Annotated in this window: 20 protein-coding genes; 4 read left to right on the top strand and 16 right to left on the bottom strand. The window is 64.7% G+C overall.

Annotated features, from left to right (window positions below; genetic code table 11):
• Positions 1 to 5 precede the first annotated feature (5 nt).
• The 4 genes from OOJ09_RS01545 to OOJ09_RS01530 are packed head-to-tail and all read right to left on the bottom strand — an operon-like array spanning position 6 to position 3948.
• Positions 6 to 827 carry a sugar phosphate isomerase/epimerase family protein gene (locus OOJ09_RS01545; RefSeq protein WP_269903499.1) on the bottom strand — a complete coding sequence of 274 codons (822 nt, stop codon included), beginning with the start codon at positions 825 to 827 and terminating at the stop codon, positions 6 to 8.
• A 5-nt stretch (positions 828 to 832) separates the two neighbouring features.
• Positions 833 to 1669: a carbohydrate ABC transporter permease gene (locus tag OOJ09_RS01540; protein ID WP_269903498.1), complete on the bottom strand. Its 837-nt coding sequence runs from the start codon at positions 1667 to 1669 to the stop codon at positions 833 to 835.
• Entirely contained in the window at positions 1666 to 2598 is a 933-nt protein-coding gene (locus OOJ09_RS01535) for a carbohydrate ABC transporter permease (protein ID WP_269903497.1), read from the bottom strand. The genes OOJ09_RS01540 and OOJ09_RS01535 overlap by 4 nt, the downstream gene beginning before the upstream one ends.
• A gap of 3 nt (positions 2599 to 2601) precedes the next feature.
• The gene (locus OOJ09_RS01530) at positions 2602 to 3948 is read right to left on the bottom strand and encodes an ABC transporter substrate-binding protein (protein WP_269903496.1); all 1347 of its coding nucleotides are present in this window, start codon (positions 3946 to 3948) and stop codon (positions 2602 to 2604) included.
• Between the two features lie 290 nt (positions 3949 to 4238).
• Here OOJ09_RS01530 and OOJ09_RS01525 point away from each other — a divergent pair, with 290 nt between their 5' ends.
• The gene (locus OOJ09_RS01525; RefSeq protein WP_269903495.1) at positions 4239 to 5387 is read left to right on the top strand and encodes a Gfo/Idh/MocA family protein; all 1149 of its coding nucleotides are present in this window, start codon (positions 4239 to 4241) and stop codon (positions 5385 to 5387) included.
• A gap of 10 nt (positions 5388 to 5397) precedes the next feature.
• Complete coding sequence (locus OOJ09_RS01520) at positions 5398 to 6366, top strand: alpha/beta hydrolase (protein ID WP_269903494.1); 969 nt, start codon at positions 5398 to 5400, stop codon at positions 6364 to 6366.
• Here the strand turns inward: OOJ09_RS01520 and OOJ09_RS01515 are convergent.
• Complete coding sequence (locus tag OOJ09_RS01515) at positions 6354 to 7388, bottom strand: LacI family DNA-binding transcriptional regulator (RefSeq protein WP_269903493.1); 1035 nt, start codon at positions 7386 to 7388, stop codon at positions 6354 to 6356. The genes OOJ09_RS01520 and OOJ09_RS01515 overlap by 13 nt on opposite strands.
• A gap of 268 nt (positions 7389 to 7656) precedes the next feature.
• Between OOJ09_RS01515 and OOJ09_RS01510 the strand changes: the two genes are divergently transcribed.
• Positions 7657 to 8610, top strand: a complete 954-nt coding sequence (locus tag OOJ09_RS01510; RefSeq protein WP_269903492.1) for a sugar kinase — start codon at positions 7657 to 7659, stop codon at positions 8608 to 8610.
• Positions 8607 to 9890, top strand: coding sequence for a D-tagatose-bisphosphate aldolase, class II, non-catalytic subunit (locus OOJ09_RS01505; RefSeq protein ID WP_269903491.1), 1284 nt, complete (start codon positions 8607 to 8609; stop codon positions 9888 to 9890). The genes OOJ09_RS01510 and OOJ09_RS01505 overlap by 4 nt, the downstream gene beginning before the upstream one ends.
• An 8-nt stretch (positions 9891 to 9898) precedes the next feature.
• Here OOJ09_RS01505 and OOJ09_RS01500 read toward each other — a convergent pair whose 3' ends face one another.
• From OOJ09_RS01500 to OOJ09_RS01450, 11 genes are all read right to left on the bottom strand, one after another.
• Positions 9899 to 11419, bottom strand: coding sequence for an SRPBCC family protein (locus OOJ09_RS01500; protein WP_269903490.1), 1521 nt, complete (start codon positions 11417 to 11419; stop codon positions 9899 to 9901).
• A gap of 9 nt (positions 11420 to 11428) precedes the next feature.
• Positions 11429 to 11866, bottom strand: a complete 438-nt coding sequence (locus OOJ09_RS01495) for an SRPBCC family protein (RefSeq protein WP_269903489.1) — start codon at positions 11864 to 11866, stop codon at positions 11429 to 11431.
• A gap of 306 nt (positions 11867 to 12172) precedes the next feature.
• Complete coding sequence (locus OOJ09_RS01490) at positions 12173 to 14359, bottom strand: flotillin family protein (RefSeq protein WP_269903488.1); 2187 nt, start codon at positions 14357 to 14359, stop codon at positions 12173 to 12175.
• Positions 14360 to 14448: 89 nt separating this feature from the next.
• The gene (locus tag OOJ09_RS01485) at positions 14449 to 16674 is read right to left on the bottom strand and encodes an ABC transporter permease (protein ID WP_269903487.1); all 2226 of its coding nucleotides are present in this window, start codon (positions 16672 to 16674) and stop codon (positions 14449 to 14451) included.
• Entirely contained in the window at positions 16667 to 17452 is a 786-nt protein-coding gene (locus tag OOJ09_RS01480; RefSeq protein ID WP_269903486.1) for an ABC transporter ATP-binding protein, read from the bottom strand. The genes OOJ09_RS01485 and OOJ09_RS01480 overlap by 8 nt, the downstream gene beginning before the upstream one ends.
• Before the next feature lie 24 nt (positions 17453 to 17476).
• Positions 17477 to 18724 (bottom strand): ABC transporter substrate-binding protein, encoded by a 1248-nt coding sequence (locus OOJ09_RS01475; protein WP_269903485.1) that lies wholly within the window; start codon positions 18722 to 18724, stop codon positions 17477 to 17479.
• A gap of 50 nt (positions 18725 to 18774) precedes the next feature.
• Positions 18775 to 19803 carry a branched-chain amino acid ABC transporter permease gene (locus OOJ09_RS01470; protein WP_269903484.1) on the bottom strand — a complete coding sequence of 343 codons (1029 nt, stop codon included), beginning with the start codon at positions 19801 to 19803 and terminating at the stop codon, positions 18775 to 18777.
• A complete protein-coding gene (locus OOJ09_RS01465; protein ID WP_420107484.1) occupies positions 19800 to 20849 on the bottom strand; it encodes a branched-chain amino acid ABC transporter permease in 1050 nt (349 codons plus the stop codon). The genes OOJ09_RS01470 and OOJ09_RS01465 overlap by 4 nt, the downstream gene beginning before the upstream one ends.
• The gene (locus tag OOJ09_RS01460; RefSeq protein ID WP_269903483.1) at positions 20846 to 22174 is read right to left on the bottom strand and encodes a metal-dependent hydrolase family protein; all 1329 of its coding nucleotides are present in this window, start codon (positions 22172 to 22174) and stop codon (positions 20846 to 20848) included. Before OOJ09_RS01460 ends, OOJ09_RS01465 begins: the two co-directional genes overlap by 4 nt.
• Before the next feature lie 52 nt (positions 22175 to 22226).
• Positions 22227 to 23006, bottom strand: coding sequence for an alpha/beta fold hydrolase (locus OOJ09_RS01455; protein WP_269903482.1), 780 nt, complete (start codon positions 23004 to 23006; stop codon positions 22227 to 22229).
• On the bottom strand, positions 23003 to 23881 hold the full coding sequence (locus OOJ09_RS01450) for a fumarylacetoacetate hydrolase family protein (protein ID WP_269903481.1): 879 nt from the start codon (positions 23879 to 23881) through the stop codon (positions 23003 to 23005). Before OOJ09_RS01450 ends, OOJ09_RS01455 begins: the two co-directional genes overlap by 4 nt.
• Between the last annotated feature and the right edge of the window lie 157 nt (positions 23882 to 24038).

Below are 24038 nucleotides of genomic sequence, written 5' to 3'. Positions count from 1 at the left end.
GTTCTTCAGGCGCCGTAGCTGCGCATCGTCTGGCGGTTGGTCTTCACCGCGCCGGCGGCGTCGGCGGCGGCCGTGTCGGATTCCTCTTCCAGCACCAGCCAGCCGTTGAAGCGCGGCGCGGTGCTGGCGATCTCGATGACATCATGCGTGTCGCAGACGCCCTTGCCGAGCATGGCCCAGGTGCCGTTGACGTCGACGTCCTTGAGGTGGATGTAGCGGATGCGGTCGCGATAGGTGCGCAGCGTGTCGGCCATGTCCTTGTGGCCGCGCAGGATGTGGCCGGTGTCCGGCACCCAGCCGACGAGATCGGGGTCGAGCAGGGCAAAGATCGTGTCGTAGTCGGCGCGGTCGAACAGCAGCGTGTTGTGGTGCGAGCTCGGATGCACCGCCACCTGGACGCCAGCCTTGCGGCCAAGCTCGCCGGCCTTGTTGTAAACCTCGGCGGCGATGGCGAACTTGCCGTCGCGCGGCCCCTCGGAGACCACCGTCGCCGAGCCCATCGACACCAGCGCGCCCGGAAAGCCAGCGGCAAAATCGATCCAACGTTTCGCAGACTCGAGGTCGGCGCCGATCTGCTCCTTCAGGGTGAAGCCGCTTTTGGAGCCGAAGGCGAAGGAGACGAGCGTCAGGCCGCGCTCGGCAAGCGCCGTGGCGAAGTCGGCGGGCTTACCGGCATAGTCGCCAATCATGGTGTCCGTGATCTCTATGCCGGCATAGCCGCCATCGGCGATCGCCTTCAACAGATCGTCGGGGCCGCCGGTCCAGGCTTTTCCAAGCATTTCCCAGGTGAAGGTCTGGCAGCCGACTTTGAGCTTCGTCTTCGACATGTCGTTCATTCCTTGACGCCGCCCTGGGTCAATCCTTCGATGATGTGGCGCTGGAAGAACAGGACCAGAAGGATCAAGGGCACGGTCACCACGGCCGAGGCCGCGGCGATGTCGCCCCAGGGGACGTAATAGAGGTTGGTGAAATTGGCGATGCCGACCGGGATCGTCTGCCGGTCGATGTTGGAGGTGAAGGCGAGCGCGAACAGGAATTCGTTCCACGCGGTGATGAAGGCGAGCAGGCCCGTCGTCACCAGGCTCGGCAGCGACATCGGCAGGATGATGCGCCACAGCAGGCCCGGAACGCTGACGCCATCCATGCGCGCCGCCTCGTCGATCTCGCGCGGCAGCGTCTCGAAATAGCCGAACAGCACCCAGGTGACGAGCGGCAGGCCGAGCGCCAGATAGGTGATGATCAGCGCCGTGTAGGTGTCGAGCAGGCCGAGATTGGTGGCGACCAGATAGAGCGGTCCAACCAGCGCGATCTGCGGGAACATCGATACCGACAGGATGACCATGAGGATGCCGAAGCGGCCCTTGATGTTGAGCCGCGACAGCGCGAAGGCGGCCAGCGACCCGACGAACAGGCACAGGAACGTCGTCGCCAGCGAAACCACGAGCGAGTTCCAGACATAGCGGTGAAGCTGCTTCTCGACGAAGGCGTTGTAGTAGTGCTCCAGCGTGAAGGGATGCGGGATCAGCGACGGCGAGCCCGACGTCAGCATCTTGTCGAGCTGGAACGAGGTCGAGAATTGCCAGAGGAACGGGCCGCCGGACCAGACGAGGATCAGAAGGGCGCCGGCATAGATGGCCAAACTCTGCAGCGGCGAGCGCGTCCCGTTCATTGCGCCCTCCTGATCTGGCGGACGAGGAAGACGACGAAGATCAGCGCGATGATGCCCTCGGTGATGAACATCGCCGTCGAGACCGCGGAGCCGTAGCCGAACTGCAGCGTCGAGAAGAGCACCTTGTAGGACAGCGTCGACAGCGTTTCGGTCGAATCGGCCGGGCCGCCGCCGGTCAGCACATAGACGAGGTCGAAGACGCGGAAGGCGTCGAGCGCGCGGAACAGGCCGGCGATCAGCAAGGTCGGCATCAGCAGCGGCAGGCGGATATACCAGAAGGTGATCCAGCCCTTGGCGCCATCCATGCGGGCCGCCTCGATCAGCGAATTCGGCACGGTCTGAAACCCGGTCAAGAGCAGCAGCGCCATGAACGGTGTGGTCTTCCAGACATCGGCGATGATGATGGTGGTCATCGCCGTGTCGGGAGAGCCGTACCAGTTGATGTTCTGATCGATCAGACCGGCATTCAGGAGGATGTGGTTGACGATGCCGTTCTGGCCGTCGAACAGCCAGCCGAACATCTTGGAGGTGACGACGGTGGGCATCGCCCAGGGCACCAGCATGGCCGCGCGGACGAGCCCGCGACCCTTGAAGGCCTCGCACAGGATGAGCGCCATGCCAAGCCCGATCACCGTCTCCAGCACTGTCGAGGCGGTGGTGAACCACATCGTGTGCCACCAGGCATTCCAGAACTGCGGGTCGCCCCACAGCTCGACATAGTTGGAGAAGCCGGTGAAGTCCTGCTCCTGCGTGATCAACGAGGTGTTGGTGAGCGACAGGTAGAGCCCGTTGACGATCGGATAGAAGGAAACCGACGCCAGCGACACGAATGCCGGCGTCAGCAGAAGCAAGGCCCACAAGGCGCCGGGAAGCGCCCTGCCAAGGCGCCGCGGCCGGCCGATGCCAGGAATAGTGGCCGCCGCGGACATTGATCAGCCTACGATCTTGTTGATTTGCGCCGCCAGCGCGTCCATCTCGGCCTGGACATTGCCGGAAACCAGCGCCTTGGAGATGCCGGACTGCAGCGCCAGCGTCACTTTCGCGTATTCGGGCGTGATCGGCCGCGCCGTGGCGCCGGTGAACACTTTCTCGAGGCTGGCCATGAACGGCTGTTCCTTCTTGATCTGCGCGTCCTGGAACAGCGCCGGCCGCGTCGGTGCAAGGCCGAAGTTCAGCGCGATGCGGTGCTGGGTCTCGGTCGACGACAGCCAGGTCAAGAGTTCGATGGCGGCTTCGCGCTGCTTCGAGTTGGCATTGACGCCGAGCTGATAGCCGCCGAGGCAGGCCGAGCTCTTGCCTCCGGGGAACGACGGCAGCGGCGCGACGCCGACCTTGTCGACCACCTGCGAAGCCTTGGCGTCCTGGGCGATCGGATAGACATAGGACCAGTTGCGCATGAACATCGCCTTGCCCGAGGTGAAGGGCTGGCGCGACGGCTCCTCGTCCCAGGATAGCACGTCCTGCGGGCTGATCTTGCTGGCGGCCATGGTATCGTGCAGGAACTGGATCGCTTCCACCGCGCCCTTCTGGTTGATCAGCGACGACTTGCCATCGGGCGCCAAGATCGCGCCGTTGTTGGAGGTGATGATCTCGACCGCGTCGCAGACCAGAACCTCGGCCTGCTTGCCTTGCCACAGATAGCCGAAATCGATGTCGCCGGCCTTCTGCGCGGCGGCGGCAATGGCCGCCATGTCGGCCCAGGTTTCCGGCACCTTGCCACCATGCTTTTCCAGCACGTCCTTGCGGTAATAGAACATGCCCGAATCCATGAACCAGGGAAGGGCGGTGAGCTTGCCGCCATAGGTACAGGCATTGAGGGTTCCGGTGAAGTAGGCGCTGCGCTTGTCGGCCGGGAAATACTCGTCGAGCGGCAACGCCCATCCGGCTGCGGCAAAGCCGGCGATCCAGATCACGTCCTGGCTGAAGACATCAGGCGTGCCGGTGCGGCGGGCGAGCTGCTGCACCAGACCCTGGTAGACCTCCGTGGAGGAGCTTGGCGGCGGCAGCTCGATGTTCTTGACCAGGATGCGGTCCTGCGATTCGTTGAAGGCCTTGATCAGGTCGCCGAAGGTCTCCTTGCCGAAGAAGGCGGCGCTGGCGAAGCTGATTTCGGCGCGTGACTGGGCACGAGCACGGCCAAGGCCGAGAGACGTCCCTGCCCCGAACGCCGCGGCGCCAAGAAGGCCGGCGGAGCCGATGAGAAATTGCCGGCGATCGGCGATTGTCACATGGCCCACAGGCTTAGAACCGGCAGTCTGCCGTTTTTTCATGTCTGTCATTTTCTCCTCCTAGAGCATGGACGCCGAAAAGTGCGAAGCGGCTTTCGGACGACGTCATGCTCTAACTCTTTGATTTAGGGGCGGATTCAGATTTCAGGTCGATTCGACCTGAAATCATCCGCCTCTAGGGCTGGCAGCCTCCCGATAACGCGCCAGCATTTTCGCATGTTGTATAAAAATTTTACGCGCGTCAATATTTAAAATGTTGTATAGCGCCTTTCGAAGGCGATCCGTTGCCGGCGCGATGGATTTGTCAGACCATGACCGCATTGGGGAGGTACGATCAAAAAATGCATGGAAAATCAAAGACGAAGCTCGGGATCGGCGTCATCGGATGCGGCAATATCTCGATGACTTATCTGCGCAATGCGGCCCTCTTCGGCGGGATCGAGTTGCGCGCCTGCGCCGATATCTCGGCCGACATGGCGGCGGTGCGGGCGAAGGAATATGGCATCCAGGCGCTCGGCGTCGATGCGCTGCTGGCCGACCCCGAGATCGATCTTGTCCTCAACCTGACCATTCCGGCGGCGCATTTCGACATTTCGTTTTCGGCGCTTTCGGCCGGCAAGCACGTCTTCACCGAAAAGCCGTTGGCAACTTCGGCCAGCGACGGGCGCCGCCTAGTGGCGGAAGCGTCAAAGCGCGGCCTGCTGCTCGGCTCGGCGCCCGACACCTTCCTCGGCGCCGCCGGACGCCGCGCGCGCCGGCTGATGGACGATGGCGCCATCGGCCGTCCGGTCACCGGCACGGCCTTCATGATGGGCCGCGGCATGGAGCACTGGCACCCCAACCCGCAATTCTACTACCAGCCGGGCGGCGGGCCGGTGTTCGACATGGGCCCTTACTATCTGACCATGCTGGTCAACCTGCTCGGTCCGGTCGAGCGGGTCATGGCGATGGCAACGCGCGGCCAGGAGGAACGGCTGATCACCGCCGAGGGGCCATTCAAGAACACCACATTAAAGGTCGGCACGCCGACCAACGTCTTGTCACTGCTTGAATTCCGCTCCGGCGCGACCGTCACCTTCGGCGCCTCCTGGGACGTCTTTCGCCACTCCAACCACCCGATCGAGCTGCACGGCACGGAAGGCTCGCTGCGGCTGCCCGACCCCGACACGTTCGGCGGCACCGTCTCGCTCTCCGAACGGGGCGCCGAGTGGAAGGATTTCGCCAGCGAAGGCGAACTCTATGGCGCCCGCAACTGGCCTTATGCTGCGCCCGATCGCGCCAACTACCGCATGCTCGGCGTCGCCGATCTGGTGCGCTCGCTGCAAACCGGCAACACGCCCCGCGCCTCCGGCAATCTGGCGCTGCACGTGCTGGAAATCATGGAGGCGATCCTGCGTTCCGGTGAAACACAGGGTTCTGTCGCCGTCGCAGGCGATGTCACCCAGCCGGCCCTGCTGACAGAGGACGAGGCAAGCAGCCTGCTGGCCTGAGGATATGACGATGACACTCGACCCGGATGCGCTGCGCGTCCTCGAAATCGGCCGCATGGCCGGCGGTGAGCCATTCGAGAATGGCAGCGTGGCGGCGGCGCGCGCCGCTTACAACGCTTCGTTCCCGACGCAGCAGGGCGAACACGAGCCGGTTGCAACGACCTCTGAGCAGCAGATCGACCGGCCGAACGGGCCGGTCACGATCCGCATCCATCGCGGCATCGGCGCGCCACGAAGCGGGGCGCCGGCGCTGCTCTATCTGCATGGCGGCGGCTGGGTCATCGGCAATCTCGATTCGCATGACGAGATCTGCCGGTGGCTGGCCAATCTCGGCGGCGCCGTCATTGTCTGTCCCGATTATCACCTGGCGCCGGAACACAAATTTCCCGCCGGGCTGGAGGATGCCCGGGCAACGCTTCGCTTCATGGTGGAGAACGCCGCCCAACTCGGCATTGACCCATCCCGCTTCGGCATTGCCGGCGACAGCGCCGGCGGCAATCTCGCCGCCGTGCTGGCGCTGCTCGCCCGCGACGGGCTGGCGCCATCGCTTGCCACGCAGATCCTGATCTATCCCAACACCGATGCGCGGCAGACGGCCGACAGCTACCGGCGTTTCGGCGACGGCTTCGGGCTTACGGCCGCCACCATGGCATGGTTTCGCGACCACTATGTACGAACGCCCGACGACATCATGGACTGGCGCGTCTCGCCACTGCTGGCGCCTGATCTCGCCGGCGTCGCGCCGGCTTTCGTGGCGCTTGCCGGCTGCGATATCCTTGCCGACGAAGGGGCAGCCTATGCCAGGCGCCTGCAGGCCGCGGGCGTTCCGGTGATCCTGCGGCAGTGGCCGGGCCAGATCCATGGCTTCGTCTCGATGGGGCGCCATATCCCTGCCGCGCGGCAAGTGGTGGCCGAAGGCGTGGCCGCCTGGCGCCAATTCGAACGGGATTCGCTGGCGTCGGCTGCTCAAGCCGACTGACGCATCACCAGGGTCGCATCGAGCTTGACCGTGCGTTCCATGCCTTGCCTTGGCAGGTTGGCTTCGTCCAGGAGAGCCAGCAGAATCTCGACGCTGCGGCCAGCCATGGCGGCGAAATCCTGCGCCATGGTGGTCAGCGCCGGACAGGTGTAGCGGCTCAGCGGATGATCGTCATGCGCGGCAACGCGCAGATCGCAGTCGGGCCTGCGGCCGATCTTCAGGCCACGCGAGAACGCCGCCGACATCACGCCGAAGGCCAGGCGATCGTTGGCGCACAGGATGGTGCGGCCGGGCAAGGTGCCGGTCTCCAGCATTGTTTCCATCTGCTCGTAGCCGACGCGTTCGAAGTCCCAGGTGTAATCGCGCGCCGCCTCGATGACGACCGGCTCGAACCCGGCCGTCTCCATCGCGATGATGTAGCTTTCCTGCCGTTCGCCGGAGTTGTGGTTGACATGCGGAATGTCGAGATAGGCCGGCGGCTCGCCCGACCGGCACAGATAGTCGACGATGGTCGACACGCTCTGCCGGTTGTCGTTGCCGACGAATGGCGTATCGCCCTCGATATAGGTGTCGAAATAGACGATCGGAATGTCCTGTCCGAGCTTATCGAAAACGCCGCGGTCGGAAGCGAGGCCCAGCGGTGCGATGATCGCGCCCGCGACCTTCAGTGACAGCAGCGTGCGGATCGACTCCGCTTCCAGCTTCGGCGAGCCGTGCGAGGAGATGACGATCGGCCAATAGCCTTCGTCGCGGCAGCGAAATTCGATGCGGCTGACCATCTCGGCATAGAACGGATCGGTGATCGTCGGCACGACGATGCCGATGTTGCGGGTGCGCTTGCGGTTGAGGTTGCGGGCGAAAAGGTTCGGCTGATAATCCGAGGAACGCAGAGCGGCTTCGATGCGTGCCCGCGTCGCCGGCTTCACGCTCGCCGGATCGTCAAAGTACTTCGACAGCGTCGGGCGCGACACGCCACATGCCTGGGCGAAGTCATCCATCGTGCGGTGCGTCTTCTCCGCCATCGATCCATCCGATCCTTTTGCCGCGATCGCCGACCGGAACGATCCGGCCATCACCAGTCATGCGGCCGTTGCCCGGAAGCGGCAATGCTTGACCGAACTTATTCAGTCAAATTTTCATGGTTTCCAATACAGCGCAAAAACATTACGTGCGTCAAATTATTTATTGACGCTCTAAAACTAACGACATAGGCTTTGAGAAAGCGACAAGACCGAACATGACGCTTCGCATCCGGCCGCCGGCCGATGCCATCCGGCGAATGGTGAGGACATGAAGAAACTGGTTTGCGCCGGCGAGATCCTGGTCGAGATCATGGCCGAGCGGATCGGCCAGGGTTTCCTTGCTCCCGGCCCGCTCGTCGGCCCGTTTCCATCCGGCGCGCCGGCCATTTTCATCGATCAGGCAGCGCGGCTCGGCCAGCCGGCGGGCCTGATCGCCGCAGTCGGCGATGACGATTTTGGCCATTTGAACATCGAGCGCCTGCGCGCCGACGGGGCCGATATCTCGGCCATCAAGGTGCATCGCGGCGCTGCCACGGGAACCGCCTTCGTCACCTACGAAACGGATGGCAGCCGGCACTTCGTCTACAACATCAAGCAGAGTGCCGCCGGTCTGATCGAGATCGGCACCGAGGCGCGCGCGCTGCTTGCCAGCGCCGACCATTTTCATGTCATGGGCACCTCGCTCTTTTCTCCGGAAACGATCGCGGTGGCCCGCGCCGGGATCGAAGCCGTCAAGGCGCGCGGCGGCACGGTTTCCTTCGACCCCAACATCCGCGAGGAAATGCTCGATCTGCCGGGCCTGCGCGAAGCCTTGCATTTCGTGCTCTCGAAGACGGATCTGTTCCTGCCAAGCGGGCCAGAACTGTTCATCTTCGCCAAGGCGACCGACGAGGAAGGCGCGGTGCGAGAAATGCTGCAACGCGGCATCTCGACGGTCGTCGTCAAGAAGGGCGGGCAAGGCGCCGTTCACTTCGATCGTGCCGGGCGCACCGTTTCGCCCGGATTCGTCGTCGACGAAATCGACCCGACTGGCGCCGGCGACTGTTTTGCCGCCGCCTTCGTCTCCTTCTGGCTGCGCGGGGCGACGCCCGAGAAGGCGCTCAGAATCGCCAATGGCTGCGGCGCACTGGCGGTCACGAAGAAGGGGCCGATGGAGGGCATAGCTTTCCTTGCCGCCGTCGAGGCCTTCATCGAGACGGCCGAGACCGGAGAGGCGGCGTGAGCCAGGCGACGGACAGGCTGGCTGCCATCGCGACGCGTCGCGCGGCCGGCGAGCGCCGCGGCATCGCCTCGATCTGCTCGGCTCATCCGCTCGTCATCGAGTCGGCGCTACGCCACGGCAAGGCGCGCGACGCCGACGTCCTGATCGAGGCCACCTGCAACCAGGTGAACCACGAGGGCGGCTATACCGGCATGATGCCCGGGGACTTCCGTCACTTCGTCGAGGCGATCGCCGGCAAGGTCGCCTTTCCCCTGGACAGGCTCGTGCTTGGTGGCGACCATCTCGGGCCCAATCCCTGGAAGCACCTGCCCGCGCCCGAGGCCATGCAGAAGGCCTCGCGCATGGTCGAGGCCTATGCAGAAGCCGGCTTCACCAAGATCCATCTCGACGCCAGCATGGGCTGCGCCGGCGAGGGTGCCGCACCGCCCGACGCGACGATTGCCGCGCGCGCGGCGGAACTGGCCGCGGTGGCCGAGGCCGCGACCGAACGAGCGGGCGGCGCCAAACCTGTCTACGTCATCGGCACGGAAGTGCCGGTGCCTGGCGGTGCCTTCGAGGCGCTGGACCATCTGGCGGTAACGACGCCGGAGGCGGCACTGGAGACGGTACGCATCCACCGGCAGGCGTTCAGCCGCCGTGGCCTCGACCAAGCTTTTTCGCGCGTAATCGGCGTCGTCGTGCAGCCGGGCGTCGAATTCGGCAATGCCGAGGTGATCGCCTATCGGCCGGAACGCGCCGCCGCCCTGGCCGGCACGCTGCAGGACCTGCCGCAATTCGTGTTCGAGGCTCACTCGACGGATTACCAGCCGGTCGCGGCGCTGACCGCGCTGGTCGACAATGGCTTTGCCATCCTCAAGGTCGGGCCATGGCTGACCTTCGCACTGCGCGAGGCGCTCTATGGCCTGAGCCACATCGCCGATATCCTCGCTCCCGATGCGGCGCGCGAAAGCCTGCCGGCGGCCATGGAGCGCGCCATGCAGGCAGCACCCGCCAACTGGAAGAATTATTACCACGGCTCCAAGACCGAGCAGCGGATAGAACGCCATTTCTCCTACAGCGACCGCATCCGCTACTACTGGCCGGTACCTGCGGCCCGGCAAGCCACGGACGCGCTGATGCGGGCGCTCGGCGACCGCGACATCCCCCCACCCCTCATCAGCCAGTACCTTGGCCATCTCGACGGTGCGGTGGCGAACGGTTCCGTCGCGCCAAGGGCCAGGGGCCTGCTGATCGGCAGCGTGACACAGGTTCTCGATATCTACGCCAGCGCAACGGGCTGATCCGCCGACTATGGCAGCAAGACCAGGGCTCCCGTCGTGCGGCGGGATTCCAGATCGCGGTGCGCGTCGGCGGCGTTGGCAAGATCGTATCGTGTTGGCGCCTCGACCCTGACGACGCCCTGGCGAAGGGCCTGGAAAAACCTGCCGACATGCGGCGCGAGCTTCTCCGGCGTGTCGGTGTAGTGGGCGTAGTTGGGCCGCGAGATGGTGAGCGACCTGGAGGCGAAGCGGCCGATATCCCAGTTGCCGACCGGCCCCGAAGCCTGGCCGAAACTGACCAGATGGCCACGCACGGCAAGGGCCGCGAGCGAACCGGCGAAGGTGTCATTGCCGACCGCGTCATAGGCGATATTGGCGCCCATGCCTCCGGTGAGCCGCATGACGGCCTCGGCGAAATTCTCGCGGGAATAGACAATGGCATGGTGGGCGCCGAGACGCTCGACGATCCGCGCCTTGTCATCGCTCGACACCGTGGCAATGACTGTCGCGCCGAGATGGCGGGCCCATTGCACCAGCAACTGGCCGATGCCGCCCGCCGCCGCATGGATGAGGACGATGTCGCCCCGCTTCACGACATGGACATCATGCAGCAGGAAACTGGCGGCAACGCCCTTGAGCAGGCCGGCAGCGGCAATCTCATCTGGAATATCGTCGGAGAGATGAACCAGCAGCTCGGGCGCCATGTTGCGCCGCTCCGCATACGCGCCAACCGGTGGGCAGGCATAAGCGACGCGGTCGCCGACCGAAAAGCCCGACACCGCCGGGCCAACCGCCGCGATGACGCCGGCGGCTTCCATGCCCGGCACGCCAGGCGGCTGCAACAGGTCGAAAAAGCCGGTGCGGCAATAGACGTCGATGAAATTGACGCCGATCACCGTATGACGGATTTGCACCTCGTTCGGTGCTGGCTGCGGCAGCGCGATTTCCCTGAGCTGTAATTCTTCCGGTCCGCCATAGCGGCCGACAACGATAGCCCTGGTTGTCGCGGCCTGGCCCGGAGCGAGCGTTGACACGACACGCGGCACGCTTGCGGATGGCATCGCGGCGGCAACGGCCCGGGACGGCCTCGCCTCGACTGGAGTGCCCAGGTTTCCGCGTCGCAGGAGACTGCGCACGGCCGCGAAGCCGGCCTGATAGATACCTTCGGCGACCAGCCTGACCAGTTCGTCGCGGCGATGCGCTGGCGGGTGGAATTCGGAACGCCATTCCCAGAAGGTGGCATTGCCATCGGTCACCGGCTTCAGCCGCACCGAGGCGACATAGCCCATCAGCGGCAGCGGCGCTTCGAGCAGGCAATAGCTCAACCGATGATCCTTGTCCGACAGCGCCAGCAATTGCTCCCGCAACTCACCACCATCGGCGAGCCGGAAATGGCGGACCGCTCCGACCGCATCGGCCGGGTCGCCACCCTCGATCTCGCTGAAGGCAATTGCCGGGTGCCAGCGGTCATGACCGTTGAAATCACGCAGGATCGCCCAGACCTCGTCGACCGGTGCATCGATGATCGTGCTCTGGCAAACCTTGACCATCGGGCCGCGTCAGCGCCCGAACCGGTGTTTCAATGCGGTCAGGGCGGTCTGGAACACGCCATGGCCGATCTGATGCATCAGGGCGGCCTCGCGATCGGGCGCGCAGTCGAACTCTGCCTGCCATTCGGCCAAGGTGAGATTGCCGTCGGTGATCGGCGTCAGCGACAGGGTGGCGACATAGTTCTCCACCGCCATTGGACTTTCGAGGATCGCGTAGCTGCAGGACAGATCATAGTCGGACAGCGCCAGCAGCCTTTCGCGGATGCGTCCGCCGTCCTTCAGCGTGAAACTTCTGATGCAACCGATCTGGTCGGCCTGCGCGTTCTGCTCGATGCGGCTCTCGACGACGAACGGCGCCCAGCCCGGCAAACCATTGAAGTTGCGCACAAGCTTCCAGACTTCCGCCGCCGGCGCGGGAATGACCGAGGACACATAGACCTTGGTCATGCTTGAAAGCCGGCTATGGGCATGGAAGTCCGCGCATGCATTGTCTCGCGCCGCGCCAGTTCGCCCCCCACTCCGTCGAGCTTCGCTCGCCACCTCTCCCCCGATCGACGGGGGAGAGGAATGGCGCGAAGCGATTCCGGCACGCTCCCTTCCTCTCCCTCCGGAGGGGGGAGAGGTGGCGCTGCGAAGCAGCGACGGAGTGGGGGAACCACTTGGCAGTCATCGCGAACCGACACAGCATGGTGATCAGGCGCAAGACATCGTCTCGCGCGGCCCAACGAAACGCAAGGAAACACCGCCCTCACCTCAGTGATCGCGGTCGTCATCGTCGTCCTTGGCGGCCTTGCCCTTGCCTTTCTTGTCGCGGGTCAGGCTGGAAATATCCTTGGCGTCGCGCAGCACGTCGGTCATGCGGCCGAGCGAGCCGCCCTCGATGCCGATCTCCTTCATCAGATTGTCGATCATCGGCGCCTGCACGCGGTAACGCAGCGCCGAGTCGATCACCTCGTCGGTGACGTTGCGGTTGCCGCCGGTGCCACCGTTGATGCCATCGACATGCAGGATCTTGATGCCCTCGATCTTCTCCATCGGCTTGACGCTCTCGCGGATGATGCCTTCCATGTGGTCGAGCAGCTTGCCACGCAGGCGCCCTGCCCGCGCGCCCTCGGAAAGGATGTTCTCGGCCTCGTTGAGCTGACGATGACCGGCGGCGTCGACCTCGTAGCGCTGGGCGGCGGCAAGGGCGTGGATCTTCTCCGATTCCGCAGCCGCGACGGCGGCGATCTTCTGCGCTTCGGCAAGGCTCTTTGCCGCCTTCATCTCCGCATCCGCGGCAGAGACGATGCGCAAGGCATCGCGCTCGGCTTCGCGTTGCGCGCCGATCAGGTCGGTCAGCTTGCGGCGCTCGGCGATCTCGCGCTCGCGGGCGGTGAAGGCCTGTTCCTCGGCCTGGATGGCCTTGGCACGGACGGCTTCCGAAGCGGCTATGGCCGAGGACCGCTCCTGCGTCTTCTTGGCGATGTCGATTGCCTTCTGGATTTCGGCGATCTCGATCTTCTGGTCGCGGTCGACGCCAAGCTGCCTGATATCGCGATCCTTGATCAGCCGGGCTTCCTCGATGCCGCGCTCGGTGGTGATGCGGGCACGCTCGACCTCTTCGCCAGCCGAGATCTCGGCTTCCTCGAAAGCCTGGCGCTTGGCGATCTGCAGCGCTTCGAGGTGACGCTCCCTTGCGATCCTGACCTCGTCGATGGCGCGATCCTGCGCGATCCGCGCCGTCTCGGTCGCCTGGTTCTCGACGATCTCGGCGCGGCGCCTTTCCGCCTCTGCCTTCGTCACTTCCAGCGCTTTTTCAGCCAGCGCGATCTGACGCTCCAGTTCCGCGACCTCGAGCAGTTTCCTGCGCTCGATCTCGAGCTGGCTCTGCGTGCCCTCCCGCTCGATGCGGGCCTTTTCCAGCGACAGTTCAAGCGCAATCTGCTCGCGCTCGGTCAGTTCACGCATCTTCATCTCGGTCTCGTCGAGCGAACGGCGCCGCGCGATCTCGCGACGCTGCGTGTCTTCCTCGCTCTTGATGCGCTCCTCGGTGATGTTGCGCTCCTGGTTGAGACGCGACTTCTCGACGGCTTCGCGCGACGAAAGCTGCGCCTGTTCGGATTCCTGGTCGCGCAGCGCGCGCTCTATGGCGAGCTCAGAGCGCTGCGCGGCACGGCGGATCTCGACCTCGCGTTCCTGTTCGAGGCGGGCATATTCGCTGTCGCGGTCGATCTCCAGCACCTTGCGCTGGGTGTCGAGGTTCTGGTTGCGGATATCGACCAGCGTGCGCTGCTCGATCTCGTTGCGCATCCGGCGCCGGGTCTCGATCGAATCCGTCAGCTGCGTCAGGCCCTCGGCGTCGAAGGCATTGGACGGGTCGAAATATTCGAGGCTGGTCTGGTCGAGATCGACGATGGCGACGCTTTCCAGCTCGAGCCCGTTGGCGGCGAGCGATTCCGAAGCGAGGCTGCGCACCCTGGCGGCGTAGTCGCCGCGCAGTTCGTGCATCTCCTCCAGCGTCATCTGGGCCGCGACCGTGCGCAGGGCGCCCGCGAACTTGCCTTCCAGCAATTCGCGCAGGCTGTCGGGCTGCAGCGTGCGGCGGCCAAGCGTCTGCGCGGCTGCGGCCACCAGGTCGCGGCTGGCGCCGACGCGGACGAAGAACTCGGCGATCAGGTCGACGCGCATGCGGTTCTTGGTGATCAGCGCAAAACCATCTTCGCGGCGCACCTCGATGCGCAACACGTTCATATTGACCGGAGTGATCTCGTGCAGCACCGGAATGACGAAGGCGCCGCCATTCACCACCACCTTCTCGCCCATGAAGCCGGTGCGCACGAACGCCGTCTCCTTGGTCGAGCGGCGATAGAGCCACCGCAAGATGTAGACGGTGATCACCACGACGACCGCGGCAATGATCAGCCACAACAGGAAAGCGCCAAAGGTTTGCGCGTCCATGATCTATCCTCCCCAAGACAATACGGTCGGCACGGGGCGACCGGCGATATTCTCAAACATCCACCCGCACGGTGGCGAAGTCCAATTCTTCATGCCCGCCTCTGCAGCTTCGGCGCGATCGCGTGGAACGCATTGATCACCGCGTCGACAAAAGGCGTTTCGTTGATGTTCGCCCGCACCCGCTCGACATGGCGCGACGGGGTCTGGCGAACGGTTTTCTCGATCGCCTCGAACAGGGCATTGTCGGCTTCCGGATCGTGAAAGGCCTGACCGGGCGCATCGAGCATCGACACGCCGCCTTCGGGCAGCAGGAACCGCACCGGGCCATTCATGGCATTGAGCCGTGCGCCGATCCACTCGCCGAAGGCGCGGTTCTCGTCGCGCGTGGTGCGCATCAGGGTGACGTTCGGATTGTGGATGACGAATTTGCGGCTGCGGAATTTCTCCGGCACGCTGTCGCGCGGGCCGAAATTGACCATGTCGAGCGCGCCGGTCGAGCCAACATAGGGCAGTCCGGTGCGGATCGCCGCGCCGAAACGATCCTCGGTCGCCGGGAAGACGCCGCCGACGATCATGTCGGCCACTTCCGTGGTGGTCAGGTCGAGGAAGCCCGACAACAGGCGAGAGTCGCCGAGATTTTCCATGGCGCGCCCGCCGATGCCGGTGGCATGGAAGACGAGACAGTCATAGTCGGCTTCGAGGCGTCTGGTCACCGCTTGCACCAGGGGCGTGGTGACGCCGAACATAGTGATGCCGACAGCCGGACGCGCCAGCTTGCGTCTGGCTTCCCACGCCTCGGCATTGGGCAGTTGCGCAACCATGCCGGCCATGGCGTGCGCGGCGTTGGACAGCACCTGTTCGGTGATCGAGTTCAGTCCCTGCACATCGGCGACCGAATGGAACATCATGATGTCGGCGCCGCCGACATATTTGGCGACATCGCCGGCCGCCACTGTCGACATCATCAGCTTGGGGATGCCGACAGGCAGCACACGCATGCCCGCCGTCGCCAGTGTGGTGCCGCCGGAGCCACCGGCCGATATGACGCCGCCGATACGCGGCTCGCGCTCGATCCAGCGCGCGAAGGCTTCCGCCATGGCACTGACCGAGCCGCCGCGATCATTGGTGAAGACGGCGGACGAACCGCGCGCGTGCATGCCGGCCACCTGCATGGCGGGCACGTCGGCGCTGGTCGGTTTTCCCGATGTCGAGAGATCAACGGTGCGCACAGGAATGCCCAGCAACTTCAGCCGGTCGGCGACGAAGCGCAGTTCCTTGCCCTTGGTGTCGAAGGTGCCGGCGACCAGCACGGTCCGGCCGATACGCTCGGCAAAGGGTATGGCGAAGACCTTCTTCAGATCGTCCTGAGGTGCTGCCTTGTCGACCGCCGCCTGCCGCATTTCGGTGACCGGCACGTTCCAGCGGTTGGGCAAGTCGGTGACCGGGCGATAGACGCCATCGCGCGGCATCGGTTCGGCCGAGCCAGCGGCGATGCGGTCGATGCGATAGACTTCCGCCAGTTGTTCCCGGGCCTGCGCGGCTTCCGCCGGCGTAACCGGTGTCTCCTCGGCATGGCGTCCAACGCCAAGCAGCCGCTGCTGCAATTCGCGGTCGGCGGCAAGCGCCTTTGCATCCATCAGCCTGTTGATGCGGCCATTGACCATGATGGCGACCTGGTTCGACACCGCGGTCGCCACGCCGATATTCTGCTCGATGACAAGCACCGCCATCTCGCCTTCTGCGGCAAGGTTGACCAGCATCTGCTCGACCTGGTCGACGATGATCGGCGCCAGGCCTTCGGTCGGCTCGTCCATGACCAGCAGCTTCGGATCGCTGAGCAGCGCGCGCGAAATCGCCAGCATCTGCTGTTCGCCGCCCGACAACTGCGAACCGCCATTTGTCCGGCGCTCAGCCAGGCGCGGAAAGGTCTGGTAGACGCGCTCGACCGTCCAGCTGGCATCGCGCCGGTTGCCTGCGGCAAGGCGCAGATGCTCGTCGACCGTCAGGCTCGGCCAGACGCGGCGCCCTTGCGGCACATAGCCGACGCCGAGACGATGGATCTCGTGCGGCTCGAGCGCCGATATCTCGCGGCCATCGACGCGGATTGAACCGGAGCTCGCCCGCTTCAGGCCGACGATGGTGTTGCAGAGCGTCGACTTGCCCATGCCGTTGCGGCCGACCACCGACAGCACGCCGCTTTCCAGCGCCAGCGAAACACCTTGCAGCGCATGGCTTTCGCCGTAGAAGACCTGCAGGTCCTCTATCCGGAGGATGGCCTTGATCGGCTTGCCGGAGGAGGTCTGGCGCTCAGCCATGTTTGCCCCCGAGATAGATTTCCTGGACCTCGGGATCGGCCTCGATCTCCTGCGGCGTGCCTTCCTTGAACAGGCGGCCATTGTGCATCATCGAGACATATTCCGACACGCGCAGCGCGACATCGAGATCGTGCTCGATGATGATGTAGCCGATGTGTTTCGGCAGTGCGTTGAGGATGGCGACAAGGTCGCGGCGCTCTGTCGGCGAAAGGCCGGCCGCCGGCTCGTCGAACAGGATGAAGCGCGGCGCGCCGGCGAGCGCCAGCGCGATCTCCAGCTGGCGCTGCTGGCCGTGGCTCAGCGTCGCCACCAGCGCGTCGCGATAGGCTTCGAGATGCACGGCGTGGAGGATCGATTCCGCCTGCACCATGTTGACGTCGCTTGCCGCCGGGCGCAGCAGCGAAAACCGCCGGCGCGAGACGCCCCGGCAGGCAAGAAAGATGGAATCGAGGACCGACAGGCCCTTGAACAGTTGCGAAATCTGATAGGTGCGCCGCAAGCCGCGCCGGATGCGCTCATGCGGCGGCAGGTCGGTGATGTCCTCGCCGAAGAAGCGGATGCGCCCTGATGTCGGCAGGAAGTCGCCGGTGACGGCATTGAACAGGGTCGTCTTGCCGGCGCCGTTGGAGCCGAGGACCGCGCGCCGTTCGCCGGCCGCGATCCTCATGTTAATGCCCGAGAGCGCCACCAGCGCCCCGAAATGCCGCGCCACGCCATCGAGCTCCAGCGCATAGGCGCCGGTGCTCTGGAGACGGTTTGCTGCGAAGCTTTCGGTCACTGGCGGCTACACTCAATGTCGCTGTTACGGGCAGCTCGGATTGTCGCGGTTGACCGCGCCGAGCTTCATGAACTCGTCTTCGGGAATGCCGAGCGTCTGGTTGACCTGCGGCACCACCTTGACCAGCTTGTTCATGAGATTGCCGTCGGCGCCTTCGGTGACCTCGGTCAGGAAGATGTCGGCAATCGCGTTGCGGTTCTTGTCGAGCGACACCTTGCCGGTCGGCGTGTCGAAGGACAGCTTCGACAGCGCATCGCGCAGCTTCTTGCCGCCGTCGGAGACATCGCCGCCGACCTGGTCGAGACCGAGCAGCGTCGCCTTCATGTCGACATAGTAGCCATGGGCGAAGAGCGACGGCGAGGGAAAGGCGCCCGGCTGCTTCTTGTAGGCCTCGACGAAGGCCTTCCATGCCGGCGCGTCATTGGTGTCGGCGGTCGGCCCGGCCGAGGGCGTGCCCTTCAGCACGTCGCGCAGCTTGCCTTTCGAGGTCAGCACCGTCTGGTCGACGGTGATCGAGCCGCCGATCAGCGGTGCGGAACCGCCGCCCTGCTGGTACTGGGTCAGGAAGTTGACCGCATCGGCGCCGCCGAGCGCGACGTAGATCGCGTCGACGTCTTCGGGGATGGCGGCGATGACCGAGGAAAAATCCTTGTTGCCGATCGGCACCCAGGATTTCGACGGCACATGGCCGCCGGCCTTGCAGAACTCTGCCATGAAGCCGAACACCTGGGTGTAGGGGAAGGAATAATCCTCGGCGACGGTGGCGACCTTCTTGTAGCCCTTGTCCTTGAAGGCATAGGTGCCGAGGCCGGCCATCCACTGGGCGCCGTCGGTCGAGAAGCGGAAGAAGTTTTCCGCCGGATCGCGCAATGTCGTGTCCTGCGCGGCCGAGGTGCCGTTGATGAAGGTCACGTTCGGCTGCGTCTTGGCGTAGTCCTTGACGGCCAGGCCTTCGTCGCCCGAAAGCGGGCCGACCAGCACCTTGACGCCGTCCTGCTCGACCAGCTTGCGCGCCGCGCGCACCGCGCTGTCGGGCGAGGCATCGGACGAACCCTTGACGATCTCGATCTTCTTGCCGGCGACGGTGCCGTTCATCTCGGCGACCGCGGTCATAGCGCCGCGCTCGCCGTCCTCGCCGAGCACCGTGAACGGTCCCTCGAAGGTGGCGAGCAGGCCGATCTTGATGGTGTCGTCGGCAGCCAGCGCCATCGAAGGCGCGGTCAGCCCGGTGAACACCGCCAGGGCCAGCAATGTACGTCTATGCATCCTCATGATCTTCCTCCCGTTGATTTCGTTTTCAGTGGTTCATTCCATTCCGGCCGCTACGAGCCGGGACGCAAGGACTCCTGGGCAAGATGTGGCTTGATCCTCCCCCACAACCCAAGAATTCCATCCGGTGAGACGAAGACGATCACCAGGAACACCAGCCCGATCAGCGTGTTGAAGCGCTCGGCGCCGACGATGTCGATGGCGAAGGTCTGCATCAGGATGACGACGACCGCGCCGAGAAATGGCCCGATCGGATGGCGAAGGCCGCCGATGACGGCAATGATCAGCACGTCGATCGCCGCATCGACGCCGATGGTTCCGGGCGAGACACGGCCGTTGAACCAGACCAGCAGCACGCCCGCCAATCCGGCGATGACGCCGGCCAGCAGCCAGGCGAAGACCTTGTGCGCGGTGACGTGGTAGCCGAGCGCGCGCATGCGGCGCGGGTTGTCGCGGATCGCCTGCAAGGTCATGCCGAAGGTCGAGCGCGAGCCGTAAAGCACGGCCGCGTAGGACAGCACCGCCAGGCCGAGGCAGAGATAATAGAAAGGCTTCGGATCACGCCAGCCGATACCCCAGAACGCCGGCGCGCGGATGCCGGCATAGCCGGAATGGCCGTTGAAGATGGCGTAGTTCTGCTGGGCGAAATAGTAGGTCGCGGTGGCGATCGCCAGCGTGATCATGATCGTGTAGATGCCCTCGGTACGCACCGAGATCCAGCCGATCAGCGCCGACGCCAGTGCCGCCGCGAGAACCGCGAACGGCACCGCGAGCCACCACGGCCAGCCGAAGCCGAGGATGTTGGAATTGTTGTTGCCGAGGATGGCGATGGCATAGGCTGATATGCCGGCGACCGTGATCTGCGCCAGGCTGACCATGCCGCCGTAGCCGGCGAGCAGCATCAGCGACAGGCCCATCATGCCGAAGATCAGGGAGTAGCCGCCGATCTGCGTGAGGAAGAAATCCGACGCGACCAGCGGATAGAGCACCAGAACGACGGCCAGGATGATGTGGCCGGCGCCCAGCCTCTCCAGCCAGTTCTGCCGCGGTGTCGTGCCGTCCGTGGCGATGGCCAGGCTCATCGGGCTTTCCCCATGATGCCTTGGGGCCGGACCGCCAGCGTGACCACCATGATGACGAAGGTCAGCACGATGCCGTAGGTCGGGAAATAGACGAGGCCGATCTGTTCGGCGAGGCCGATCAGCAGCGCGCCGATGGCGGCTCCCGTGATCGAGCCCATGCCGCCGACGATGACCACGACCAGCGACGCCAGGAGGTAGCGGACATCCTCGCCGGGCGCGACGGACAGCGCCGAACCGCCGACGACACCGGCAAAGCCGGCGAGCCCGGCGCCGACGGCAAAGACGATGGCAAACACCGCATGCACGTTGACGCCGGAAGCCTGCAGCATGGCACGATCGTCGACGCCGGCGCGGATCATCATGCCGACGCGGGTCCGGTGCAGCATCAGCCAGAGCCCGACGCCGATGACGATCGCCGCCGCCAGCACGACGACGCGGTAGAGCGGATAGGTGAGGAAGACCGAGGCGCCGTTGGAGCGCACCGCGGTGATGACGGGCAAGGTCAAGGCGCCGTCGAGCCATTCCGGCGTCGCGATCTGGTAGGTGCCGCCAGCCCAGACCGCCAGCATCAGGTCGGCGGCGACGATCGAGATGCCGATCGAGACCAGGGTCTGGCGCAGGTCATCGCCTTCGAGGCGACGGAAGACGAAGACCTGCATGACGACGCCGACGATGGCCAGCACGGCGAAGCCGGCAGCGACGCCGAGCAGCCAGTAGCCGGTGCGGCTGGTGACCTCGTAGCCGATATAGGCGCCGAGCAGATAGAGCGAGCCATGCGCCAGATTGACGTTGCGCATCAGGCCGAAGATCAGCGTGAATCCGCTGGCGACGAGGAAATAAAGGCCGGCCAGCGTGATGCCGTTGAGGATGGCGCTGACGAATGCCTTCTTCGAAATCAGGATCGCGTTCAGCCAATCCGGCCAGACGGCGAAGACCAGCCATGCGATGACGGCGGCGGCAAGCAGGCCGACGAGGCCCCAGGCCTGCCGGCGTGTCATGCCGCCGCCCGAAAGCGACGGCGAGGAAGGCTGGTCGAGCAGGCTCATGCAGTGAGCCGCCGGCGCTGCTCGTTGATGCGCGGCGCCTTGTGGAACTTGCCGTCCTTCATGATGGCGAGGATACGGTTCTTGTCCTGCAGGATGCGCACGTCGGAAATCGGGTCGCCATCGATCAGCAGGATATCGGCGAGGTAGCCTTCCTTGATCAGGCCGAGCTCGTCGCCCATGTTCATGATCTGGCCGCCATATTTGGTGCCGGCCTGGATGGCTTCCATCGGCGAGAAGCCGAGCATCTCGACGAAGGTCTGGATGTCCTTGGCGTTGGTGCCTTGCGGCGTCCAGGCAAAGCCGTAGTCGCCGCCGATACAGACGCGGATGCCGCGCCGGTGCATCTTCTTCATCGTCTCGATGCACATTTCGAGCTCGCGCTCATATTCGAGCGACAGTGGCGAGCCCGGCTTGATACCCCATTGCTCGGCATGGCGCGCGGTGTTGATCAGCCAGGCGATGCCGGGCGCGACGAAGTGCTTGTCCTTGACCGCCTCGAGCATGTCGAGCGCTTCCTCATCGGCGAAGGAGGCGTGGTAGATGTTCTGGATGCCGTGGCGGATGCACTGCTTGACCGAGCCCGACGAGCGCGCATGCGCCGACAGCACCTTGTTGCGGCAGCGTGCCTCGGAAGCGGCCATGGCGACCTCCTCTTCCGACATCGGCGTTTCCTCGGCGCCCATGCCGGTGATGCTCTCGCCGGACAGGTTGAGCTTGATCGAATCGACGCCGTATTTGATCAGCTGGCGCACGGTGCGGCGGATTTCCTCGGGACCGGAAACGACGATGCCGAGGTTCAGCCCTTCATGCGGAATGTGCGAAGGCGCGGAATCGCCGAGACCGCCGACCGTGGTGATTTCCGGGCCGGCGGCGAGGTAGCGCGGTCCGGGGAAGCGGCCCTGGTTGATGAATTTCTTGGCGACGACGTCGAGCCGCGGCTTGGCGGCGGCGGCGCCACGGCCGGCGGTAAAGCCGGCGTCGAGCACCAGCTTGGCCATCTCCATGGTGACCAGCATGTGCTCCTCGATCTCCATCATCTGGATGGGGTCGATGCCGGGTGCATTGTTCCACGACAGATGCAGATGGGCGTCGATCATGCCCGGCATCAGCGTCGCGCCCATGCCGTCGATGACGGTTGCGCCACCACCATAGGAAGATGACGAGGACGAGCCGAAGCGCGACGAGCCCTTGGTGATCTGCTTGATGCGGTTGCCCTGCACCAGCACCTCGCCGGTGTATGGATATTCACCTGACGCGTCGAGCACGCGCACATTGGTGAAGAGCGTGCTGCCCGAGCCGTTGCCGTTCCAGCTGTCGTCTGCCATCACAAGCCTCCCAACTTGCCGAGCGCGCAATTCTACGCCCGATCAGAAATCCTCACCTATCAACCCGTCTCAAAAAATCGGCGAGCTTCTGGCTGCTCTCGCGCGGGCTTTCCACCGTGGCCCAGTGCCCGCACCGATCCAGAGACGAGAATATGGCTCCCTTGATCTTGTCGGCAAGCGCCTGCCCGACACCGGCCGGATTGACCGTGTCGGCGTCGCCGGTGACAAGCAGCGTCGGCGCGGAAATGCGCCGCGCGTCGACCGCGGTCGCCTTGGCCAGCGCCTCGCAGGTGCGGGCATAGGATTCCGGGTCCTGGCGGGTGATCGATTCACGCACGAAGGCGACGGCGGCGGGCGAGGTTTCCCTGGTGTGGGCCGAGATCGCATTGGCGACAATCTGGTCGGCGATATCGGCAATGCCGCCCGAGCGCGCCAGCCGGGCGCGATTGGCAAGCCCTTGCCTGGTCGCTTCCGTCGGTTCCGCCATCGCGCCAAACAGCGCCAGCGACGCAACCAGCGAGGGCTGCGTCACGGCAATCTGCTGGCAGATGATGGTGCCCATCGAATGGCCGACGAAATGCGCGGTAGTGACGCCCATGCCGGCCATGGCGCGGATGACCGCCGCGCTCATCAATTCGATGGTCAGCGGCTCGATCGGGCGCGGCGACCGGCCGGAGCCCGGCAGGTCGAGCCGGATGACGCGATAGCTGGAAAGCGCCGCCATCTGCGGCTGGAACATGTTGGACGTGCCGCCGAGACCATGGATCATCACCACGGCCGCGCCTTCGCCGACAACCTCCGCGACAACCTGGCCAACCGTCACGGTCGTCATTGCACGTGCTCCGCGAAGCGGTTTTCCAGTGTGCCGATGCCGTCGATCTCGATGCGCACGACGTCGCCGGCCTTGAGGTATTTCGGCGGATCAAAGCCGATGCCGACGCCGACCGGCGTGCCGGTGGCGATGATGTCGCCAGGCTTCAGCGTGATGCCTTGCGAGAGCGTCGCGATGATGGTCGGGATGTCGAAGATGAGCAGCGATATGCGGGAATCCTGGCGCAGATCCTCGTTGACGAAACAGCGGATGCCGGCGGTCGCCAGATCGAGTTCGTCCTTGGTCACCGCCCAGGGGCCCATCGGACAGAACGTGTCCTGCGACTTGCCGATCAGCCACTGGCTGTATTTGCCCTGCAGGTCGCGGGCGGTGACGTCGTTGACGATCGTGTAGCCCCAGACATGGTCGAGCGCGTTTTCCCTGGAGATGCCGCGCCCGCCCTTGCCGATGATGACGGCAAGCTCCGCCTCGTAGTCGATGGCCGTCGAGACCGAGGAATCGATCAGCACGCTGGCATGGTTGGCGACGACCGATTCAGGCACCTTGGAAAAGATGATCGGGTGTTTTGGGATCGCGCCGGCGCCGGCGCTGGAATCGAAGCCGCTGCGGGCAAACTCGTGCGCGTGCTCGTGATAGTTCTTGCCGACGCAGAAGATGTTGCGGCGCGGCTGCGGGATCGGCGCCTCGATTTCCACCTGCGCCAGCGGGATCGGTGACAGGGTGCGCGGCAGGCCGGCGCCGTTGCGCTCTATCAATGCCAGAATGCCGGCCTTGGCCTGATCGACGGCAAAATCGAAAGGAGCGATGGTCTGGGCATCGAGATCGACAATACCCACGCGACGTTCGCCGGCGATCGAAAATGTCGCGACCCGCATCCGATTCCTCCCTGAACCTTTTCTGAACCAATACTGGCTCTTTCGCTACACGCTATCGCTGATTGGTTCACGCTTCAAGTGGGTTTCGGCTCAAAAGTCAACAAAACATGGGCATCGGCACCCGTTTTTCGTCTAGACACTGGACCAACCGGCAATC

Origin of the sequence: Mesorhizobium qingshengii, from assembly GCF_027563465.1 — a bacterium.
Classification (GTDB): domain Bacteria; phylum Pseudomonadota; class Alphaproteobacteria; order Rhizobiales; family Rhizobiaceae; genus Mesorhizobium; species Mesorhizobium qingshengii_A.
Note: the sequence above shows the minus strand (reverse complement) of the source record. Positions and strands in the feature narration are given on the sequence as shown.

What these genes read in the sequence shown, in the direction of transcription:
- OOJ09_RS01520 (WP_269903494.1), top strand. Translation starts at nt 5,398, where the DNA reads ATGACACTCGACCCGGATGCGCTGCGCGTCCTCGAAATCGGCCGCATG.
- OOJ09_RS01485 (WP_269903487.1), bottom strand. Translation starts at nt 16,674, where the DNA reads ATGGCTGAGCGCCAGACCTCCTCCGGCAAGCCGATCAAGGCCATCCTC.
- OOJ09_RS01460 (WP_269903483.1), bottom strand. Translation starts at nt 22,174, where the DNA reads ATGGCAGACGACAGCTGGAACGGCAACGGCTCGGGCAGCACGCTCTTC.
- OOJ09_RS01510 (WP_269903492.1), top strand. Translation starts at nt 7,657, where the DNA reads ATGAAGAAACTGGTTTGCGCCGGCGAGATCCTGGTCGAGATCATGGCC.
- OOJ09_RS01455 (WP_269903482.1), bottom strand. Translation starts at nt 23,006, where the DNA reads ATGACGACCGTGACGGTTGGCCAGGTTGTCGCGGAGGTTGTCGGCGAA.
- OOJ09_RS01515 (WP_269903493.1), bottom strand. Translation starts at nt 7,388, where the DNA reads ATGGCGGAGAAGACGCACCGCACGATGGATGACTTCGCCCAGGCATGT.
- OOJ09_RS01500 (WP_269903490.1), bottom strand. Translation starts at nt 11,419, where the DNA reads ATGGTCAAGGTTTGCCAGAGCACGATCATCGATGCACCGGTCGACGAG.
- OOJ09_RS01490 (WP_269903488.1), bottom strand. Translation starts at nt 14,359, where the DNA reads ATGGACGCGCAAACCTTTGGCGCTTTCCTGTTGTGGCTGATCATTGCC.
- OOJ09_RS01545 (WP_269903499.1), bottom strand. Translation starts at nt 827, where the DNA reads ATGTCGAAGACGAAGCTCAAAGTCGGCTGCCAGACCTTCACCTGGGAA.
- OOJ09_RS01495 (WP_269903489.1), bottom strand. Translation starts at nt 11,866, where the DNA reads ATGACCAAGGTCTATGTGTCCTCGGTCATTCCCGCGCCGGCGGCGGAA.
- OOJ09_RS01535 (WP_269903497.1), bottom strand. Translation starts at nt 2,598, where the DNA reads ATGTCCGCGGCGGCCACTATTCCTGGCATCGGCCGGCCGCGGCGCCTT.
- OOJ09_RS01450 (WP_269903481.1), bottom strand. Translation starts at nt 23,881, where the DNA reads ATGCGGGTCGCGACATTTTCGATCGCCGGCGAACGTCGCGTGGGTATT.
- OOJ09_RS01525 (WP_269903495.1), top strand. Translation starts at nt 4,239, where the DNA reads ATGCATGGAAAATCAAAGACGAAGCTCGGGATCGGCGTCATCGGATGC.
- OOJ09_RS01540 (WP_269903498.1), bottom strand. Translation starts at nt 1,669, where the DNA reads ATGAACGGGACGCGCTCGCCGCTGCAGAGTTTGGCCATCTATGCCGGC.
- OOJ09_RS01470 (WP_269903484.1), bottom strand. Translation starts at nt 19,803, where the DNA reads ATGAGCCTGGCCATCGCCACGGACGGCACGACACCGCGGCAGAACTGG.
- OOJ09_RS01530 (WP_269903496.1), bottom strand. Translation starts at nt 3,948, where the DNA reads ATGACAGACATGAAAAAACGGCAGACTGCCGGTTCTAAGCCTGTGGGC.
- OOJ09_RS01465 (WP_420107484.1), bottom strand. Translation starts at nt 20,849, where the DNA reads ATGAGCCTGCTCGACCAGCCTTCCTCGCCGTCGCTTTCGGGCGGCGGC.
- OOJ09_RS01475 (WP_269903485.1), bottom strand. Translation starts at nt 18,724, where the DNA reads ATGAGGATGCATAGACGTACATTGCTGGCCCTGGCGGTGTTCACCGGG.